The following is a 16,848-nucleotide window of genomic DNA, read 5'->3' as shown; positions in this document are numbered from 1 at the left end:
AATACAATCCATAATATTTTTTTCTGCCATTTAATCCTTTTTGTTAATGCAGAAAAAATTTTTTGGAAGTTACTTGCTATGCCTTTGTATTCTTTTTTCATTTTCTCATCTTGTCTTTCTATCTCATCACTGAGTGTTTCTAAAGTATGTTTTTGATTCCATACCATAAGGCCAACAAGAAGAGAGAAAATCCAGCAACCTATTAATACTGCAACATTCACCCAAAATTCATAACCAAAATCTGTTGATTTTTTCATTTGAGTAGCCACTATCACTGTTGCTACAGGTATACCAAGTATTTGATTTTGAATATCAGTAATTGCTTTATGAATCTTTCCTGTGTACTCAACTTTCGCAGCTTCAAGTTGATCACGGATCTTTTCATATGAAAAATCTGAGACAAAAATATTATATCCATCGGAAAAGCTATTTTGGAGCGATTCTAAATTGGCTAGTAAATATTCAAATCTATTATCTGGAGAAGTGTTTTTAACAAGATTGACAACCGACTTACCGAGAATTGCTAACTTTTGTTCCAGATGCATTCCATCTTCAAGGGAAGATTTAATCTTATCTAAAAACACTGTTTGAGCATTTTCAATATCTTCGCTCAAGTATTTTACAGGGAGTGAAAATCTGCCTGAGTCGATGAAAACAAACTCGCCTTTATCTTTGTCAAAGTATGCAGAGGCTTCTTTTAATATTTTAATAAAAGAAAGTAATGTTCTATATTTGACAATGCTTGGCGGAATTATCAGGCTTTTACTGTGGAAATTTTCTTCAATTAAATGAAAGTTGTTTTTCTCTTCAAAACAACAGCCAGTGTTTTTCAAGAGAGCATCAAAATTTAAGGCAAGGATACCTAATCCAGTTCTTGGCTTTTCGATAAATAAATCTATTATCTTTCCTTCGTGCAGATCTCCTGGTTGTACGTTTTTTAAGCTCAACCCGGAATCTTCAGCATTATCGTCTGATATGAGATTCGTGACTAAATCCACCATCTCTTTATCAGATAGTGTAAGACTGCCACTTCTACCATCATGCTCGAATCGTACACAACGGTAGATTTTTTCAAGGTCGGAAAATTTAACTCTGCTCATCGATATCAGATTCAGGTTGTACTTCTTTTCTCAATCTCACCAATAATTCTGGAGGTAATCCTTTGATTGTTAGGGTTTCATCTTCATTGAAAACAATTTGCCCCTCTTGAATAGCTGTTCTAGTAAACTCAATCTTCCACTGTTTTGTTTTACCAGTAAATTTAACTAAGCGACGCAGGACACGCTTATCAGGTACAAAACCCTCCGTAAGTTTGATCTCAGGAGATGACAATAGCTCAACTAGTTCAAGAGGTTCATTAGGCCATAGTTCATTAGCGAATGGCTCAATATGTAAAGGTTCATCTTTGTTGGCTAAATCATAGCAAATCATATGAGCTTTAGTGAAGAATGCATCACGTTCTTCTTCAGTAAACGCTTTTGATGTTACAAAACTTTCAAGAGCTGCGATTAAAGTATTACTTTCTGTCGCTGCTACGATGTTACTATTACATCCCAGAAATGCTTTAAAATATTCAGAAACCTTATCTTGTTTTCGCCCTTTAATAAAACTCAAATATCTTTCAGAACCATCGGTCCAGCTAGTTATATCAACACGACCAGCAAGTCTAAATCCATTAATGTCAAGATATAAGCTATCTTTTACATCTTTATCTGCGGTCAGAGCTGCACCCAATTCTTCAGTTAATATGGCAACATATAAAAATTCTTTTTCATCACGATTAATGTGGCAGATAAAAACATGACCACCCGTCGCTGCGGTTTTTGAAGCCTTAACAGCTAGGGTGTTCATCATTAGAACGGATAATTCATAGAAATTAGTTTCTCGAGTTACAAAATGCTCTCTAACGTATTTTTTAACTGGAAAGTTTTCCTCATCATCTTCAAATCTACCATGTGATTTCCCAGCTCTTTTTGCATAGGTATCAGAAAGCTTATCAACAAGTCTCTGGACTGTATTGGTTACATTCAGTTGCTCGTCACGCGGATCAACAATGAATACACCATCATTTTTGACTAAATCGTGTACAACGACAGAGATTATTGTATTAGGCGATTTTTCTTTAGCTTGTAGAGGTGCTTGTGTGCTCATGTTTAAGTCCGTTTAATAGTTAATAGGCTAATAATTTCAATTTGTTATTTTTATGTTTTCCGACACTCTTACTAATTTACACTCAGATACTAAATAAAGCATTAGTGCGGTCCGCAAAAAACATTGTAATCTGTTAAGAGTGGTTACTTAGTCACGTAGCTTACACACTTTAAAGACCTCGCTTCGGCGGGGTTTTTTTCGTTTAAAGGTCGCTTAGGCGGCTTTTTTTATGCCCTCAATTCGGTTGTGAGGACACCTACAGCGATAAGGGGTTTATCAATGTCCGAGCCGGTATCAGCTACTGCGGCTTCAACGGCGCTCGCCACGGTGGGTCTGTTCGGCTGGTTCACAGGGCTGGATTACGGTGTAGTCTTCGGTGCTTTTGCTGGCGCAGTCTTCTATGTCACATCCGCCGCAGACCTGTCCGCATGGCGTCGCATTTCCTATTTTGGTGTGTCATTCATGTGTGGACTACTGGGTGCTGGTGTAGTGGGCGCTAAATTGGCCGCCTGGCTGAGTTATCCTGATAAACCATTGGACGCGCTGGGCGCGGTGATTACCTCCGCACTGGCAGTGCAACTGCTTACGTTCGCCAGTAACCGGGCAAAGAACCCAACGTCACTGATTGATCGGTGGAGGGGGCAAGGTGGTAATAAATGACCCGCTGGTAATTCTTAACGTAGTGGTATGTACGTTGGTGGTTATCCGGCTGAGCTTCTTTCGAAAGAATGGGGCCACACATCGCCGCTGGGCGTCGTGGCTAGCCTACCTTCTGATCCTGATTTATGTCCATGTCCCGCTGCGTTTCCTGTTCGACCATTACGACGGCACGCGCTGGGCCATCCTCTTACTGAACCTCGTTATCTGCATTGCGATATTCGCCGCACGCGGGAACGTGGCGAAAATCATTAAAATCCTGAGACATCCGCAATGACAAAAGACCAATTTACCCGGGCGGCTTCACTAAGCGCCGACTTAGCCGCGCGCTGGTATCCGCATGTGGTGTCCACGATGGCTGAATTCGATATTTCTACGCCAGCGCGCCAGGCGGCATTCATTGCGCAGGTTGGCACGGAATCAGGCGGCTTTAAAACGTTGTCCGAGTCGTTCAACTATTCGATTGCTGGTCTGGCTATCTTCGGAAACAGGCTTACTGCATCACAGCGGGAACAGCTCGGGCGTCGAAATGGGGAAGGATCTTTACCAGTAGAGCGCCAGCGCGCCATTGCAAATCTGGTGTATGCCGGTCGATACGGTAACAAAGCGGCGGGTGATGGTTATAAATTCCGTGGGCGTGGACTGAAGCAAATCACGTTCCTCGATAATTATCTAGCCTGTGGCCGCGCGCTGCACATCGACCTGATCAGCAATCCTGACCTACTGCTTCAGGACGAATACGCGGCGCGGTCGGCGGGCTGGTTTTGGAAGGCCAATAGCTGCAACAACTTTGCCGACTCCGGCGACATTGTGGGGCTGACCAAGCGCATTAACGGCGGTGATAACGGTCTGGCTGATCGGCAGGCGCGTTATGCGGTCGCCAAAAAGGTTTTATGTATCTGATGGTCCACTAGTGGGAGCATCTTTTTCACAGCTATGATGAAGGGTTACTGTTCTTATCATGATAAACAAAACCGCCATCATCTTGACCGCTGTCATCATGCTAATGATTGCTCTTCTAATGTGGGCTGCTTTCCATTATTACGGAAAATCGGTATCAACTGCCGACCAACTCACGACCGCAGTACAGCAAAAGAAAGAAGCCGAATTCATCACCCAATCTCAGGCGCTGAGCGTCGGCATATTCAACACTATCGCGGGGGCAACTCTGAATGCGCAGCATGCGAACACATTGGACTCACAGGCAACCCAGGCTGACATCAAAAACGCTCTTGCGAACGATACTTGCGCTGTTGTTGCTGTGCCTGCTAGCGCAGCTGACCGGTTGCTCGAGCACTACAACGCAATACGTAAAAGTGCCGGTAACACCAATACCGGCCAGCCTGCTGGTGGATTGCCTGCCGTCCCCGCCACCAAGTGACCCGTTAACTTACGGTGCAAGCGTGCTGTGGAATGAGTTACTGCTAACCGACTTGCAGAACTGCAATAGCCAATTAGATGGCATCCGCCAAATTGAAACCAATCAACAAGGTAAATAACTATGAACCATGAAAAAGACAACCTCGCTGGTAAAGACCTCGGTATTAGCATTTTCAGTCCGGAAGAGTTTTCCCTTCTGGAGTTATCTGGAGATAAGCAGACTGTAGGTCAGTGGTTTGACGGTGAGGTGCCGAATGTTGGTTCAAAGCTTGAACTCGTACTGCAGAAGAAAACAGAATCTGCAGATGGGACAGTGAGTGTTCAGGTGGTTTTGAGAGAAATCAAACCAGGTATTTTAACAATGCGTGAAGATTCTATTAAGGGCTTGGTTGGGAAAACCCTCAGCCAGCTTGACGGCATCCGCTAGATAGAGCATTCCAGAGCCTCGCAATAGCGGGGCTTTTTTACACCCAGAAGAAGAAGGAAACACCCATGTTTACAGTTAAAACGATTATTGATGGCGTTACTCACATTTCTGAAGTTGAGAAAATTACGATTGCTCGCGCAGGGAGCGATGCTTTTAAGCGAGTGCTGGAGTTGACTAATAACACCTCAAACCCAGACTTCGCATTCTTTGTGCCAGCCGTATATGAAGATGCAGCAGCAGCCAAGACGTTGCAGGATGAGGAGTTGATTATCAGTGAGCGTGATGACGTTCTAGATACTGATGCAATCGCAATTATTATTGATGATTTCACCTGCAAGTCCGAACGCCACCCATATCCGGAAGGCACGCAGTATCAATTCATTTATCCCGGCGACTACGTTTACGTGATGAATTCTCACGGTTCAACGATTGAAACAGTCAAATAATCATTACAAGGCCTGTTTACGAGCAGGCCTATCCAAATCGAAGAGGCCAGACAGAAATGATTAAGCATTTTTTTGCATGGCTGAAAGGTCTTTATTACACCCCAGCCACAGTGGCTGAACCCATAACATTAGGAGTTACCATGTCGGAACCATTAGTAGACACCGCAGTAGAACAGCTAGTAACTGAAAATGCAGCAGCAGAAGGTCAAATGGCAGTAGACAACGCTGCTCCAGTAGCTGAAGTGGCAGCAGAACCAGAAATCACCGAAACAGATGCGGTACTGGCGAAACTGAAAGAGCTGGTAGCAGCAGCTGGATCTCAGGCCCATGCCTATATTGACGACCTGATCGAGCTGGCTAAAAAATTGGTTTGATAAACGATTAACTCAACTTCAAGAGGTCGCCAATCGGCGGCCTTTTTATTGAGCAAACCTGCACATCATGCCCGACCAGAGAGTCTTGCAGACACAAGCCTGTTGCCATGCCGGTGGCGATCGGCAGCCGTCTCTAATGATAGTGAAGCTTCAATGACAAAAATCTTTCACTTAACACCTTTTCAATCTGGGAATATTGGTGGCGGCATTAACGATTCCATTTCCTTGTTACCTGTAGATGCGTGGGTATGCATTCGTGACGCAGATACTATGTTCCTGACCCCCAGGCAACAACAGCAGCTGGTGGACATTGCGAGTGCTGACCCTGAATTTGATGTCATTGGTTGCATGACTAACCGGTTACGTTCACCTCATCAAACACACGGTGGACAACTCAGCGATGAGCCGGACATCAGGATACATATGCAGATTGCTGAAGAGCTTGAGCGGGCCCGCTACGGGGAATTGGTTGAGCTACCCGCACCCAATGTGGTGGCAGGTATGCTCATGTTGTTTCGCGTATCACTGTGGGAAACGGTCAAGTTTACGCCGCGTTCTATCTACTTTGATAAACAGTTTTGCAGCGCTGTTCGTGCTCGTGGCGGCAAACTGGCTATTGCCAAGGGAATTTATCTGTTTCACCTCTATCGTTTTAACAAGCCTGACCCCTGTAATTATTTGGAGCATCTTAAATGAAAATCGGTGTAGGTGTGATCACGATGGGGATGAGAACAATTAATCCCAAGATGTTTGCCAATACCGCGTGTGAAGTATTCATTTATACGGACAAAGACAAAAAGGGGCCTGGCGCAGCAAGAAATGAAGTATTGAAGCATTTTTCAGGTTATGACCATGTTTTTATCTTTGATGATGATTGCTATCCAACGGCCAAAGGCTGGGAAAAATACTTCATTGACTGCGCCATCAATCACGACATCCACTACATGGCCTTACCTGAGGGGGTGAAAGGGACGTTTTTAGGTGCGTTTTGTGAAATCACCCACTGGGACAGCGCACTGGGATGTTTTGTTTATCAGGATGCCCATGCAATGAGAACCATTGGTGGATATAACACAGCCTATCATCGTTATGGATACGAAGACGCTGGCCGTTCAATACGCGCAAAGAAGGCAAAATTGACGGGTTGTGATGCCTGGTCTTTCCCTCTTCGTGGTCTGCTTTATATCCATTCAGAAGATGTTTGCGGGGAATGCCCTGTGCCTAATATCGAACATGCCGACAAACTGGCATATATCGAGATGAACCGGCCAGTCTGGCTGGAAGAGATAAATGGAAATGAGGTCTATTACCCGTATGAGTAACCTGATGCTGGAAATAAGACCGAATCCATCCTGCGACTACCATCGAGTCGTCTTACCGTTTAAGTACGCCAATATTCAGCCGAAAGTTCCAGTTTATGTTTTCAACCGGATACCCTCTGCGAGCAGATCAAATTTGCAGCAACTCAAAAAGCTCGGTGTGAAAATCATCTGTGACGTTGATGACTATTGGCACCTTGATCCCGCTCATTACCTGGCTGACAGCTTCAGAAGAAGTGGGATGACTCAGCGTATTATTGACGCGATAAGTGTCGCTGATGTTGTCACGGTAACGACACCTTACCTCGCATCGCGAGTGCGTGAATACAACCGTCGTGTTGTGGTTATCCCGAATGCTCTTCCCTTTGACTCCGACCAGTTTTGTCGCAGTCCTGAAAAAACGTCCGGTAGATATTTTGTCTGGGCAGGTGGAGCAAGCCATCGACACGACCTGAAGATACTTTCAGGTCTTTATGCCGATATTACGATTGCAGGATATAACCCGCATGACAGCGAATGGGTGAGGGTTAAAGAAGGGTCGCCGGGCGCTGAGGTCATTGAAGAGAAACCTAATACGCAATACATGAGCGTCTATGACACGCATCGCGTGGCATTGGCCCCGTTGATAGACAGTATGTTCAATGGGTGTAAATCCAACCTAAAAATACTGGAAGCGGGTGCTAAAGGGATCCCCATCATCACATCATCCGTTAGCCCTTACTTAAACCACGTTGATAAGGGCATGGTGTTCTACGCTGCCAGTCGCGCGGAATGGGTTGAGCAGATGAGAAGGCTCAAAGACAACCCCAATCTCGCTGAAGATGCAGGCGAAAGGTTAGCCGAACATGTCCGCCTCAACTACCACCTGAATGATGCGAACGAGATAAGACGGCAGGTAATAGAATCCTTTTCATAGATGAGGTAAGCATGAAACATATTCAGTTAGCCAAGTTGTATCGCGGATCTATTTTCTTTGGGTACGGCATTGCCGTTGAGGGTGAATGGCTATGCGAGTTGATTAGCACTGAGATAATCAGTGAACCCAATCAGCTTCCGGTTCTCAATGCTAAGTTCTATCTCAAAGAACAACAGGCAGAAAACCCCATCATTATCAACCTGGACGATGATGATGGGGAAGCTTAAGACCTTGCAGCCCAGAGTACAGACAATGGATGTACGCATCGTCAAGCCAATGGTGGTAGCTGATATCCGTATCACGGGTTACAAACTACAGCAGCGCCGCCTGCGTTTATGGCAACGTAATCCGCGCTGTGTAGTGTGCGGTAGAGTGACTGAATATCCGCACGGTTTTGACCTGGACCACACCGTGCCCCTCTATTTAGGTGGCGAAGATGTGGACGGTAACTGTCAGATACTTTGCAACGGACCGGAAGGCTGTCACCACAAGAAGACGCGAAACGACATGAACCAATCTAAATGATATGTGTTCTCGTTTGAATCTGTTCTTTGTTTTAATGTTTGATATTGATTCTCATTTGCATCGTCGGGGTGGGGGGTGTGAAAAAGTTTTCGAGGGCCTTGGCTACGAAACCTCGCCCCCTCTCACGCGCAGAAAAAATCCCGTTTGGAGGGTATTAACATGTTAACAGCCCAGAAGCGAAAATTTGCTCTGGCGCTGATGTCCGGCAGGTCAAAAAAAGATGCGGCTATTGAAGCAGGATATTCTGAGAACTCCGCGCGCTCCAAGGGTTCGCAGCTTTCAAAGGACCCGGAAGTCATCGCTTTTATTGAGCGCAAAAAGAATGAAAAAATTGAAGTCGATGACGTCCCTGTATATCGCCAAATTGTTAATACCCCTGTTAACACCCCAGCGGTAAACATTTCATCGGATATGCCCCCCATTAACGGTGAGGAAAGCAGAAAATATAATGACCCGATGGATTATCTAAATGCTGTTATGAATGGCATCGAACCTGATGAACCAGAGAGACGCGACGCCGCCAAAGCAATGCTCCCCTATGTTCACCCGAAAAAAGGTGAGGGTGGGAAGAAGGTTGCCCAAAACGCAGCGGCGAAAGTGGCGGCCAGCAAATTCGGGGCAATGGCCGCGCCCAAGCTTATTGTTAATAACAAGGGGTAAGGCATGGTGAGCTGGACGACTGCCTGTCTGGATTGGGAAAAACGGCTGGTAAATCGGCAGTCAATCATTCCCGAGCCCATATTTAAAGAAACTGCTGCACATGCGCTCTCTATATTCAAAGAACTCCGTGTTTCCGACCTGCCAGGGAAACCCACCTTTGGTGAGTGTACCGACCAATTTGTATTTGATTTCGTGAATGCTATTTTCGGAGGATATGACGCCGAGACGGGGAAGCAGCTGATCCGTGAATATGGATTGCTGATATCCAAAAAGAATACAAAATCAACCATAGCAGCGGGGATCATGCTCACGGCGCTGATAATTTGCTGGCGGGAAGATGAGGAGCACTTAATCCTTGCACCGACCAAGGAAGTCGCCGACAACAGTTTTAAACCGGCTGCCGGCATGATCCGCGCTGACGAAGAATTAATGGATATGTTCCAGATTCAGGACCATATCAGAACGATTACGCACCGCGTAACGCGCAGTACGCTGAAAGTTGTGGCTGCTGATACGGACACGGTATCGGGTAAGAAATCAGGGCGCGTACTGGTCGATGAGCTTTGGCTCTTTGGTAAGCGCCAGAATGCTGAAGCGATGTTTATGGAAGCATTGGGCGGTCAGGCGTCCCGCGACGAAGGTTGGGTTATTTATCTGACAACCCAGAGTGACCAGCCTCCCGCCGGTATCTTCAAACAGAAGCTTCAATATTGGCGAGATGTGCGGGATGGTAAAATCCATGACCCGAAAACGTTAGGCATTTTGTATGAATTCCCTGAGAAGATGATCGACAATAAAGATTACCTCCAGGCTAAAAATTTCTATATCACCAACCCAAACCTTGGCCGTTCAGTCAGTAATGAGTGGCTTGAAGATCAGCTAAGGAAAAACCAGCCCAAGACTGACGGCACGTTCCAGCAATTCCTTGCAAAACACCTGAATATTGAAATTGGCATGAATTTGCGCAGCGACCGCTGGGCAGGTGTGGATTATTGGGAGGTTCAGGCAAGAAAGGACCTCACGTTCGAAGAAATACTTCGACGTTCCGAGGTGGTCACTGTGGGCATTGATGGTGGTGGCCTTGATGACCTTTTAGGCGCTGCTATCATTGGACGAGACAAAGAAACGCGCGAATGGCTAGCCTGGACTCATGCCTGGGCACACAAATCCGTGCTTGAAAGGCGTAAAAGCGAGGCATCCAAGCTAATGGACTTTGCTGCAGCTGGCCACCTCACGTTAGTGGAATATATCGGACAGGATACGGAAGAGATTGCTCAGTGGGTATGCATGATACGCGATGCAGGTTTACTGGATAAAATCGGCATTGACCCCTCCGGCATAGGTGCCATCCTGGATGAACTGGTCATCGCAGAAATTGATCAGGAAAAGGTGGTCGGGATTAGCCAGGGTTGGCGACTCGGTGGCGCGATTAAAACCACGGAAAGGAAGCTCGCTGAAGGTGGTCTTATCCACGGCGGTCAGCCAATGATGAACTGGTGTGTTGGCAATGCGAGGGTCGAACCTCGCGGTAATGCCATATTGATCACCAAGCAGGTCAGCGGTGCCGGTAAGATTGACCCGCTGATGGCGCTTTTTAACGCCGTGTCACTCATGGCGCTCAATCCAGAATCAACCCAAAAAGATTATCAAATTCATTTTATTTAGGCGTCCTGGCAGTCAGTGACCCCTTTGAATAAAAGCTTCACCCATGTACCCGCCTCGGCGGGTTTTTTCGTTTTAGGAGGTCAGTAAATGGCAAAGCAGCGCGCTTATAGCCTCATGACGATAAAGGCCGTTGATGAGGACAGGCGGATTATAACCGGCATTGCCTCGACGCCTTCACCCGATCGTTACGGTGACGTTATGGAGCCAGACGGGGCCATATTTAATGCCGCCACCCCCTTTCTCTGGCAGCACGACAGCAATCAACCGATTGGCACCTGTACCCCTAAACGGGTGAAGGATGGGTTAGAAATCGTTGCCACGTTGGTGAAACCCACCCCGGATATGCCGTCACAGCTTGCAGCACGACTTGACGAGGCCTGGTCATCGATTAAATCAGGCCTGGTTCGCGGTTTATCCATCGGCTTTAAACCGATTGAATATTCATTTTTGGACGACGCCGGTATCCGGTTTCTGAGTTGGGACCTGCTGGAAGTGTCTGCGGTCACCATCCCGGCCAATGCGGAATGTTCAATCCAGACAGTGAAATCTTATGACCTTCGCCCTCACGCCGCGTCAGGCACCGAGAGGCCGGTCGTTAACACCCGATCCCCCGCTGGCGCTACAGCAAAAAAATCTACCGAAATCAAAGGAAAAAGCATGAATATCGCCGAGCAAATTAAAAGCTTTGAACACAAACGTGCCGCGCTGGCCGCAGCAAACGAATCCATTATGTCGAAAGCGGCAGACGATGGCCGCACGCTGGATGCGGAAGAGGAAGAGCAATACGACCAGACTGCCGCAGAGATGAAATCGGTCGATGTACACCTGGTGCGCCTTCATGATATGGAAACGGCGCAGGCCAAGACGGCAACGCCCGTTTCTAAATCTGCAGGCGGCGGTGACGTGCCCGTGGTCGGTATTCGCGCACCCGGTATCATCCGCGTCGAACAGAAACTGGACAAAGGGATCGCCTTTGCCCGTTTTGCCAAGTCCCTGGCCGCCGCCGGTGGCAGCCGCTCGGAAGCACTGGAAATTGCGAAGAAGCAATATCCCGATGATGCCAAACTCCACCACGTCCTGAAAGCGGCCGTCGGTGCAGGCACCACAACCGATCCGACCTGGGCAGGCAGCCTGGTTGAATACCAGGAGTATGCCCTGGACTTTGTCGATTACCTTCGACCGCAAACCATCATCGGTCGCTTCGGTCAGGGTGCTATCCCTGCACTTCGTCAGGTGCCGTTTAACATTCGCATCCCGGCACAAACCTCCGGGGGCTCGGCGAACTGGGTCGGTCAAGGGAAAGCCAAGCCGCTGACCAAGTTTGATTTTGAGTCCATCACCTTCGGATTCTCCAAAGTGGCCGCCATTGCGGTGCTGACCGACGAACTTATCCGCTTCTCCAACCCTGCTGCCGATGCGCTGGTGCGTAATGCATTGGCTGAAGCGGTGATTGCTCGTCTGGATACTGACTTTGTCGCGCCAGGCAAAGCGGAGGTGGCGGGCATTTCTCCGGCCTCTATCACCAATGGCATTGTCGGGGTTGCGTCTTCAGGCGACCCAGACACCGATGCGGCAACGGCATTTGGCACCTTCATTACGGCGAACCTTCAGCCTACCGGCGGCGTCTGGCTGATGTCCAGCACCACGGCGCTGTCTCTCTCAATGAGGAAAAATGCGCTTGGCCAGAAAGAGTACCCGGAAATGTCGCTGCTGGGCGGGACGTTCCAGGGGCTCCCTGTGGTGGTGTCTCAGTACGTTGGCAGTCTGCTGGTTCTGGTCAATGCGCCGGACATCTATCTGGCTGATGACGGTGGCGTGGCGGTGGACATGTCTCGTGAAGCCTCGCTTGAGATGGAAAGTGATCCAACGGGTGACAGCACGGTGCCAACCGGTGTTGAAATGGTGTCAATGTTCCAAACCAACAGCGTGGCCATTCGCGCGGAACGCTGGATTAACTGGAAGCGTCGCCGTACCGCTGCTGTGGCGGTCATTACCGGCGTTAACTACAGCGCCAACCCGACGACGTAATAACATGTGTTAAACAGAGGGGCTTCCGGCCCCTCTGTTTTTGGGAGATGAGCGAGATATGAAAGAAATTAAATACCTCAAGCATACCCATGATTCTGGCGTGGGCCGTGTTCGCCTGCTGCCGGACCGCGAGGCGGTAATTTTGGTGACGCTGGGGTATGCAGCATATTACCAGGGTAAACGCAGAAAAACCGTGAGTAAAAAGGACACCGGCAATGGTTAACTGGTTGCGTCGAAAAAAGAAGTCGATGGATCTGCCTTCCTCTCGTGGTGGCTGGATGTCCATTATCAGAGAGTCCTTTGCGGGGGCCTGGCAAAAGAATATCGAGGTACGCCAAGACGTTGTTCTGGCGCACTATGCGGTCTTTTCGTGCATTGGGCTTATCTCGGGCGATATTGCCAAGATGCCCTTGCAGCTGAAGGGTAAGAGCTCTTCAGGGATCTGGCAGGACATTGAAAAAAAAGACATCACTTCACTGCTTGATAAACCCAACGCCATTCAGACCCGCATTCAGTTTTATGAAAACTGGGTGGTGTCCAAGCTGATTAGCGGGAATACCTATGTACTGAAAATTCGTGACGCCAGCGGTGTGATTAATCAGTTGAGAATACTTGACCCTGGCCGCGTTCAGCCCATGGTGTCAGACGACGGGGCCGTTTTCTATCAGCTGATGGCTGATAATATTGCTGGCTTAACAGAGTCGATAATTGTTCCGGCTCGGGAGATTATCCACGACAGGTTCAACTGCCTGTTTCATCCCCTTGTCGGGCTTTCACCGATTTTCGCCTGTGGCATGTCAGCCATGCATGGACATTACATTCAAAACAGCAACGCCAACTTTTTCAAGAATGGCGGGAAACCCGCCGGGATTATCACTATTCCTGGACGGATAGACCAGGATACAGTCCTAAAAATCAAGGAGGCCTGGGAGGCTGGCTATTCCGGGGAAAATGCGGGGCGCACGGCGGTGCTGTCTGATGGTGCCGGTTATACCACCATGGCGATGACAGCCGCGGATTCACAGGTGGTCGAGCAGCTTCAACTGACCGCTGAGATCATCTGCTCAACGTTCCACGTTCCATTGTACAAGGTTGGACTCGGTACCCCTCCGACCTACAACAATATTGAAGCACTCGATCAGCAGTATTATTCGCAATGTCTCCAGACTTTTATTGAATCGATTGAACTGCTGATTGATGAGGGACTTGATCTTGATAAAAAGACCTGCACTGAGTTCGACCTCAATGCTCTTCTGCGAATGGATACCAGCGCGCGTTACAAATCACACAGTGACGCGATAAGTGGTGGCTGGCTGGCCCCGAATGAGGCCCGTAAAAAAGAAAACCTGCCGCCGGTTATTGGTGGAGGATCCCCGCTTATTCAGCAGCAAAATTACAGCCTTGAGGCGCTGGCAAAACGCGATGCGAAAGACGATCCGTTTGCCACGGGAAGCAGTGCGACGTTGGCAGTCCCTGAAACACAAAATGAACCCGTGAAGCCAGAAGACGATGACGATTCGGGCAGTAAGGCCCTGTCTGAAAGCGAAGCCTTTATTCTGAAGAGCGTGCTTAAAGGAATAATAAACCCATGAACGAGCGTGAATTATCTCTAATAAAACATATGGGTGAGGTCTTTGCCTCGCATATTTCTGACATGAATATTCAGTTCAATAAAGCCTTGCAGGCGCATATGACGCTGGTAGGGGAAAAGCTGGCCAGCATGGGGGAGGAACTGCATGTCATTGCTAAAGCGACCCCAACGGATTTCAGCGGCATGGTTGCGGAAGCCATATCCACACTGCCTGAACCCATAGCCCCAGACCTTCCTGATATTGAAAAAATGGTGCTGGACGCGGTCTCTCGGATCGAACTTCCTGTTGCGCCAGTATTGCCTGATATTGAAAAAATGGTGGCCGACGCGATTGGACGTATTGAGGTGCCTGTTGCGCCAGAATTGCCCGACATTCAAAAGATGGTACAGGAGCAGGTAAATGTCGCTGTCGGTGCTTTGCCGGAATTTCATGACGGTATCGACGGCAAAGATGCGCTGCAATTAGAGGTCTTGCCCGATATCAACGAGGAAAAATCATATCCTCGTGGCACCTATGCATTGTTCAAGGGCGGCCTATGGCGGGCTTATCAGAAAACTGTGGGCCTATCTGGGTGGGAGTGCGTCGTTTCTGGTGTACACAGTATTGACGTCAGCCAGAACGCGCCGCGGGAGTTTAGCATTAAGCTGTGCCTGTCAGATGGCGTGATGGTTGATAAAACGTTCTCCGTACCGGTATTGATTTACCGTGGTGTGTTTAAACACGGGGAGGGGTATCAACCCGGCGACTCGGTAACCTGGGGCGGTTCGCTCTGGCACTGTGATATTGACACATCGGATAAGCCCGGTGAGCTTGGGTCGAAAGGGTGGACGTTAGCCGTCAAACGTGGTCGTGATGGGAAGGATAAATAATGGCAGACCCAATTATGCTCGTGACGCTTCAGGAAGCCAAAGACCATCTACGCATTGATGACGATGACGGTGACAATGACCTGACTCTTAAAATTCAGGGGGCGAGTGCTATTTTGCTTTCCTACATCCAGGGAAGCCGTGACCAGTTAATTGATAGTACGGGTCAAATTATCGAGGGTACGGAAGCGCTGTTGTGCATGAAAATCGCAGTGCTTGTTTTGCTGGGGTATCTGGACCGAAACCGCAACGCGGAGGAAGAGGAAAAGGTGAGTCAAGGCATTCTACCTTTTGTGGTCACGATGCACATTTACCATTTACGCCAACCCAGCATTATCTAAGCACGAGGTAATATATGGCCTGTTCAGGTTGTGAACGCCGCCGCGAGTGGCTTAAAAAGTGGAGCAAGATTGCCTATGAACGAGCAACAGGTAAGCCAGCTGCTGGAGGCGATGGCAGCACAAACAAAAGCCATGAACCGCCTGGCGGAGTCAAATGAAGCGCTTGTCTCCATCATTGTTCAGACTCTGAATGAAGAGGAAGACACTGACCTCACTTCATCAGCAGCATTAGAAGTTAACTACCTTAGCGGTAAACCAAGGGGGTGATATGCAGGCCGGAAAACTACGCCATCGCATCATGCTGCAAAAACCAGCTAACCTTCGCGATCCCGAGACCGGTTCTGTCATTCCGGGCTGGGAAGACGTTAAGAAACTCTGGGCCGATGTGGTCCCGCTGTCAGCTCGTGAATTTATTGCCGCGCAAGCCGTTCAAAGTGAGGTGACGACCCGCATTACTCTTCGTAAAAGGAGTGATGTGACCAATCAGCACCGGATTATTTTTCGGGGACAGGTATACAACATTCAAGGGGTGCTGCCGGATCCGGTAAGCGGCCTTGAATATATGACTCTGCCCTGCTCTGAAGGAGTTAACGATGGCTGATGGCATTGAGTTTTCACTTGTTGGCATTGATTCCCTACTGGGTAAGCTGGATTCCATTAGTCTCGACCTGAAAAGGAAAGGGGGGAGGGCGGCGTTGCGTAAAGCGGCGAATGTCATCGTGCAACAGGCTAAAACAAATGCCCAAAGGGTAGATGATGCCAAAACGGGCAGGAGCATAGCGGACAACATCGCGCTTCGTTGGAATGGTAAGGTTTTCAAGCGAACAGGCGATCTATCATTTCGTGTAGGGGTGCTACATGGTGCTGTTTTAAAAAATCATCCTGACAAAGCAAAAAATGCGCCGACACCTCATTGGCGACTGCTTGAATTTGGCACCGAAAAGATGGCGGCACAGCCGATTATGCGACCCGCTATCGTCACGACAGTCGATAGGGTTGTGTCCACTTTTGTTACCGAGTATGAAAAGGCTATTGATCGTGCAATTGCCCGTGCACAGAAACGGGGGGGAAATCCATGACTGCGCCTATTTATTCTGTCTGCGCCGCCTCACCCGCTGTCAATGCGTTGTTGGGAAAGGATGATGTCAGGCTCTATCCGTTTGGCGAGAATGCCGACAACGTTATTTATCCTTATGCGGTGTGGCAAAACGTCGGCGGATTGCCCGCCATGTATCTCGGAAACCTTCCAGATGTAGACAGCTTTTCTCTTCAGCTTGATGTCTATGCGGACACGCCAGTTCAGGCATTAGCTGTCGCAAAAGCACTACGTGATGCTATTGAACCCCATGCCTATATCACACGATGGGGCAATCAAGATCGCGACCCGGAGACAAAACGCTACCACTATTCCTTTGACGTTGACTGGATAGTTACGCGTTAGGACCCTGAAATATTAACCCACCGGCTTAAAGCCGGTTTTTTTATGCCCGGAGAAAACCAT

The 16,848-nt window shown here is 48.3% G+C and carries 25 protein-coding genes; 23 read left to right on the top strand and 2 right to left on the bottom strand.

Going from position 1 to position 16,848, the window contains the following annotated elements; translation table 11 throughout:
- Both SPM24T3_RS23210 and SPM24T3_RS23205 read right to left on the bottom strand, forming a co-directional pair.
- Nucleotides 1-1,100, bottom strand: a 1,100-nt coding sequence (locus SPM24T3_RS23210; protein ID WP_009639281.1) for a hypothetical protein, incomplete at its 3' end; no start/stop codon positions are given.
- The gene (locus SPM24T3_RS23205; RefSeq protein WP_009639280.1) at nt 1,087-2,151 is read right to left on the bottom strand and encodes a nucleoid-associated protein; all 1,065 of its coding nucleotides are present in this window, start codon (nt 2,149-2,151) and stop codon (nt 1,087-1,089) included. The genes SPM24T3_RS23210 and SPM24T3_RS23205, both read right to left, overlap by 14 nt.
- Before the next feature lie 279 nt (nt 2,152-2,430).
- On the opposite strand from SPM24T3_RS23205, the gene SPM24T3_RS23200 reads away from it, so the two are divergent.
- From SPM24T3_RS23200 to SPM24T3_RS23095, 23 genes are all read left to right on the top strand, one after another.
- Nucleotides 2,431-2,811 (top strand): phage holin family protein, encoded by a 381-nt coding sequence (locus SPM24T3_RS23200; protein WP_009639279.1) that lies wholly within the window; start codon nt 2,431-2,433, stop codon nt 2,809-2,811.
- Complete coding sequence (locus tag SPM24T3_RS23195) at nt 2,798-3,085, top strand: phage holin family protein (protein ID WP_009639278.1); 288 nt, start codon at nt 2,798-2,800, stop codon at nt 3,083-3,085. The genes SPM24T3_RS23200 and SPM24T3_RS23195 overlap by 14 nt, the downstream gene beginning before the upstream one ends.
- Nucleotides 3,082-3,711, top strand: a complete 630-nt coding sequence (locus SPM24T3_RS23190; RefSeq protein WP_009639277.1) for a glycoside hydrolase family 19 protein — start codon at nt 3,082-3,084, stop codon at nt 3,709-3,711. The genes SPM24T3_RS23195 and SPM24T3_RS23190 overlap by 4 nt, the downstream gene beginning before the upstream one ends.
- 58 nt (nt 3,712-3,769) lie before the next feature.
- Nucleotides 3,770-4,189 carry a hypothetical protein gene (locus SPM24T3_RS25640; RefSeq protein ID WP_009639276.1) on the top strand — a complete coding sequence of 140 codons (420 nt, stop codon included), beginning with the start codon at nt 3,770-3,772 and terminating at the stop codon, nt 4,187-4,189.
- A 120-nt stretch (nt 4,190-4,309) separates the two neighbouring features.
- On the top strand, nt 4,310-4,615 hold the full coding sequence (locus SPM24T3_RS23180) for a hypothetical protein (RefSeq protein ID WP_009639275.1): 306 nt from the start codon (nt 4,310-4,312) through the stop codon (nt 4,613-4,615).
- 65 nt (nt 4,616-4,680) lie between these two features.
- Nucleotides 4,681-5,061: a hypothetical protein gene (locus tag SPM24T3_RS23175; protein WP_009639274.1), complete on the top strand. Its 381-nt coding sequence runs from the start codon at nt 4,681-4,683 to the stop codon at nt 5,059-5,061.
- A gap of 140 nt (nt 5,062-5,201) precedes the next feature.
- Entirely contained in the window at nt 5,202-5,435 is a 234-nt protein-coding gene (locus tag SPM24T3_RS23170; protein WP_037379648.1) for a hypothetical protein, read from the top strand.
- A 153-nt stretch (nt 5,436-5,588) separates the two neighbouring features.
- Nucleotides 5,589-6,131 (top strand): hypothetical protein, encoded by a 543-nt coding sequence (locus SPM24T3_RS25635; protein ID WP_009639272.1) that lies wholly within the window; start codon nt 5,589-5,591, stop codon nt 6,129-6,131.
- Nucleotides 6,128-6,757: a galactosyltransferase-related protein gene (locus SPM24T3_RS23160; RefSeq protein ID WP_009639271.1), complete on the top strand. Its 630-nt coding sequence runs from the start codon at nt 6,128-6,130 to the stop codon at nt 6,755-6,757. The genes SPM24T3_RS25635 and SPM24T3_RS23160 overlap by 4 nt, the downstream gene beginning before the upstream one ends.
- The gene (locus tag SPM24T3_RS23155; RefSeq protein WP_009639270.1) at nt 6,750-7,670 is read left to right on the top strand and encodes a glycosyltransferase; all 921 of its coding nucleotides are present in this window, start codon (nt 6,750-6,752) and stop codon (nt 7,668-7,670) included. The genes SPM24T3_RS23160 and SPM24T3_RS23155 overlap by 8 nt, the downstream gene beginning before the upstream one ends.
- An 11-nt stretch (nt 7,671-7,681) precedes the next feature.
- On the top strand, nt 7,682-7,897 hold the full coding sequence (locus SPM24T3_RS23150; RefSeq protein ID WP_009639269.1) for a hypothetical protein: 216 nt from the start codon (nt 7,682-7,684) through the stop codon (nt 7,895-7,897).
- Between the two features lie 25 nt (nt 7,898-7,922).
- Entirely contained in the window at nt 7,923-8,195 is a 273-nt protein-coding gene (locus SPM24T3_RS23145) for an HNH endonuclease (protein ID WP_202799604.1), read from the top strand.
- A gap of 159 nt (nt 8,196-8,354) precedes the next feature.
- Complete coding sequence (locus tag SPM24T3_RS23140; RefSeq protein ID WP_009639267.1) at nt 8,355-8,855, top strand: terminase small subunit; 501 nt, start codon at nt 8,355-8,357, stop codon at nt 8,853-8,855.
- Nucleotides 8,856-8,858: 3 nt separating this feature from the next.
- Nucleotides 8,859-10,520, top strand: coding sequence for a terminase large subunit (locus SPM24T3_RS23135; RefSeq protein ID WP_009639266.1), 1,662 nt, complete (start codon nt 8,859-8,861; stop codon nt 10,518-10,520).
- Between the two features lie 87 nt (nt 10,521-10,607).
- Nucleotides 10,608-12,548 (top strand): phage major capsid protein, encoded by a 1,941-nt coding sequence (locus SPM24T3_RS23130; protein WP_009639265.1) that lies wholly within the window; start codon nt 10,608-10,610, stop codon nt 12,546-12,548.
- A 58-nt stretch (nt 12,549-12,606) separates the two neighbouring features.
- Nucleotides 12,607-12,771, top strand: coding sequence for a hypothetical protein (locus tag SPM24T3_RS25630; RefSeq protein WP_157135353.1), 165 nt, complete (start codon nt 12,607-12,609; stop codon nt 12,769-12,771).
- Complete coding sequence (locus SPM24T3_RS25240; protein WP_009639264.1) at nt 12,764-14,140, top strand: phage portal protein; 1,377 nt, start codon at nt 12,764-12,766, stop codon at nt 14,138-14,140. Before SPM24T3_RS25630 ends, SPM24T3_RS25240 begins: the two co-directional genes overlap by 8 nt.
- A complete protein-coding gene (locus SPM24T3_RS25235; RefSeq protein ID WP_009639263.1) occupies nt 14,137-15,009 on the top strand; it encodes a hypothetical protein in 873 nt (290 codons plus the stop codon). The genes SPM24T3_RS25240 and SPM24T3_RS25235 overlap by 4 nt, the downstream gene beginning before the upstream one ends.
- Nucleotides 15,009-15,347: a head-tail connector protein gene (locus SPM24T3_RS23115; RefSeq protein WP_009639262.1), complete on the top strand. Its 339-nt coding sequence runs from the start codon at nt 15,009-15,011 to the stop codon at nt 15,345-15,347. The genes SPM24T3_RS25235 and SPM24T3_RS23115 overlap by 1 nt, the downstream gene beginning before the upstream one ends.
- A gap of 75 nt (nt 15,348-15,422) precedes the next feature.
- A complete protein-coding gene (locus SPM24T3_RS23110; RefSeq protein WP_009639261.1) occupies nt 15,423-15,614 on the top strand; it encodes a hypothetical protein in 192 nt (63 codons plus the stop codon).
- Between the two features lies 1 nt (nt 15,615).
- Complete coding sequence (locus SPM24T3_RS23105; RefSeq protein ID WP_009639260.1) at nt 15,616-15,948, top strand: phage head closure protein; 333 nt, start codon at nt 15,616-15,618, stop codon at nt 15,946-15,948.
- Nucleotides 15,941-16,426 (top strand): HK97-gp10 family putative phage morphogenesis protein, encoded by a 486-nt coding sequence (locus SPM24T3_RS23100; RefSeq protein ID WP_009639259.1) that lies wholly within the window; start codon nt 15,941-15,943, stop codon nt 16,424-16,426. Before SPM24T3_RS23105 ends, SPM24T3_RS23100 begins: the two co-directional genes overlap by 8 nt.
- Entirely contained in the window at nt 16,423-16,788 is a 366-nt protein-coding gene (locus SPM24T3_RS23095; RefSeq protein WP_009639258.1) for a DUF3168 domain-containing protein, read from the top strand. Before SPM24T3_RS23100 ends, SPM24T3_RS23095 begins: the two co-directional genes overlap by 4 nt.
- The last annotated feature ends 60 nt before the right edge of the window (nt 16,789-16,848 follow it).

Origin of the sequence: Serratia sp. M24T3, from assembly GCF_000257645.1 — a bacterium.
Classification (GTDB): domain Bacteria; phylum Pseudomonadota; class Gammaproteobacteria; order Enterobacterales; family Enterobacteriaceae; genus Rouxiella.
Note: the sequence above shows the minus strand (reverse complement) of the source record. Positions and strands in the feature narration are given on the sequence as shown.

Excerpts from the sequence above, each read along its gene's own strand:
- SPM24T3_RS23135 (WP_009639266.1), top strand. The coding sequence starts at position 8,859 with ATGGTGAGCTGGACGACTGCCTGTCTGGATTGGGAAAAACGGCTGGTA.
- SPM24T3_RS23175 (WP_009639274.1), top strand. The coding sequence starts at position 4,681 with ATGTTTACAGTTAAAACGATTATTGATGGCGTTACTCACATTTCTGAA.
- SPM24T3_RS23140 (WP_009639267.1), top strand. The coding sequence starts at position 8,355 with ATGTTAACAGCCCAGAAGCGAAAATTTGCTCTGGCGCTGATGTCCGGC.
- SPM24T3_RS23145 (WP_202799604.1), top strand. The coding sequence starts at position 7,923 with ATGGATGTACGCATCGTCAAGCCAATGGTGGTAGCTGATATCCGTATC.
- SPM24T3_RS23160 (WP_009639271.1), top strand. The coding sequence starts at position 6,128 with ATGAAAATCGGTGTAGGTGTGATCACGATGGGGATGAGAACAATTAAT.
- SPM24T3_RS23115 (WP_009639262.1), top strand. The coding sequence starts at position 15,009 with ATGGCAGACCCAATTATGCTCGTGACGCTTCAGGAAGCCAAAGACCAT.
- SPM24T3_RS23170 (WP_037379648.1), top strand. The coding sequence starts at position 5,202 with ATGTCGGAACCATTAGTAGACACCGCAGTAGAACAGCTAGTAACTGAA.
- SPM24T3_RS23100 (WP_009639259.1), top strand. The coding sequence starts at position 15,941 with ATGGCTGATGGCATTGAGTTTTCACTTGTTGGCATTGATTCCCTACTG.
- SPM24T3_RS25640 (WP_009639276.1), top strand. The coding sequence starts at position 3,770 with ATGATAAACAAAACCGCCATCATCTTGACCGCTGTCATCATGCTAATG.
- SPM24T3_RS23205 (WP_009639280.1), bottom strand. The coding sequence starts at position 2,151 with ATGAGCACACAAGCACCTCTACAAGCTAAAGAAAAATCGCCTAATACA.
- SPM24T3_RS23105 (WP_009639260.1), top strand. The coding sequence starts at position 15,616 with ATGCAGGCCGGAAAACTACGCCATCGCATCATGCTGCAAAAACCAGCT.
- SPM24T3_RS23095 (WP_009639258.1), top strand. The coding sequence starts at position 16,423 with ATGACTGCGCCTATTTATTCTGTCTGCGCCGCCTCACCCGCTGTCAAT.
- SPM24T3_RS23130 (WP_009639265.1), top strand. The coding sequence starts at position 10,608 with ATGGCAAAGCAGCGCGCTTATAGCCTCATGACGATAAAGGCCGTTGAT.
- SPM24T3_RS23180 (WP_009639275.1), top strand. The coding sequence starts at position 4,310 with ATGAACCATGAAAAAGACAACCTCGCTGGTAAAGACCTCGGTATTAGC.
- SPM24T3_RS25235 (WP_009639263.1), top strand. The coding sequence starts at position 14,137 with ATGAACGAGCGTGAATTATCTCTAATAAAACATATGGGTGAGGTCTTT.
- SPM24T3_RS23155 (WP_009639270.1), top strand. The coding sequence starts at position 6,750 with ATGAGTAACCTGATGCTGGAAATAAGACCGAATCCATCCTGCGACTAC.
- SPM24T3_RS23190 (WP_009639277.1), top strand. The coding sequence starts at position 3,082 with ATGACAAAAGACCAATTTACCCGGGCGGCTTCACTAAGCGCCGACTTA.
- SPM24T3_RS25630 (WP_157135353.1), top strand. The coding sequence starts at position 12,607 with ATGAAAGAAATTAAATACCTCAAGCATACCCATGATTCTGGCGTGGGC.
- SPM24T3_RS23110 (WP_009639261.1), top strand. The coding sequence starts at position 15,423 with ATGAACGAGCAACAGGTAAGCCAGCTGCTGGAGGCGATGGCAGCACAA.
- SPM24T3_RS23150 (WP_009639269.1), top strand. The coding sequence starts at position 7,682 with ATGAAACATATTCAGTTAGCCAAGTTGTATCGCGGATCTATTTTCTTT.
- SPM24T3_RS25635 (WP_009639272.1), top strand. The coding sequence starts at position 5,589 with ATGACAAAAATCTTTCACTTAACACCTTTTCAATCTGGGAATATTGGT.
- SPM24T3_RS23200 (WP_009639279.1), top strand. The coding sequence starts at position 2,431 with ATGTCCGAGCCGGTATCAGCTACTGCGGCTTCAACGGCGCTCGCCACG.
- SPM24T3_RS25240 (WP_009639264.1), top strand. The coding sequence starts at position 12,764 with ATGGTTAACTGGTTGCGTCGAAAAAAGAAGTCGATGGATCTGCCTTCC.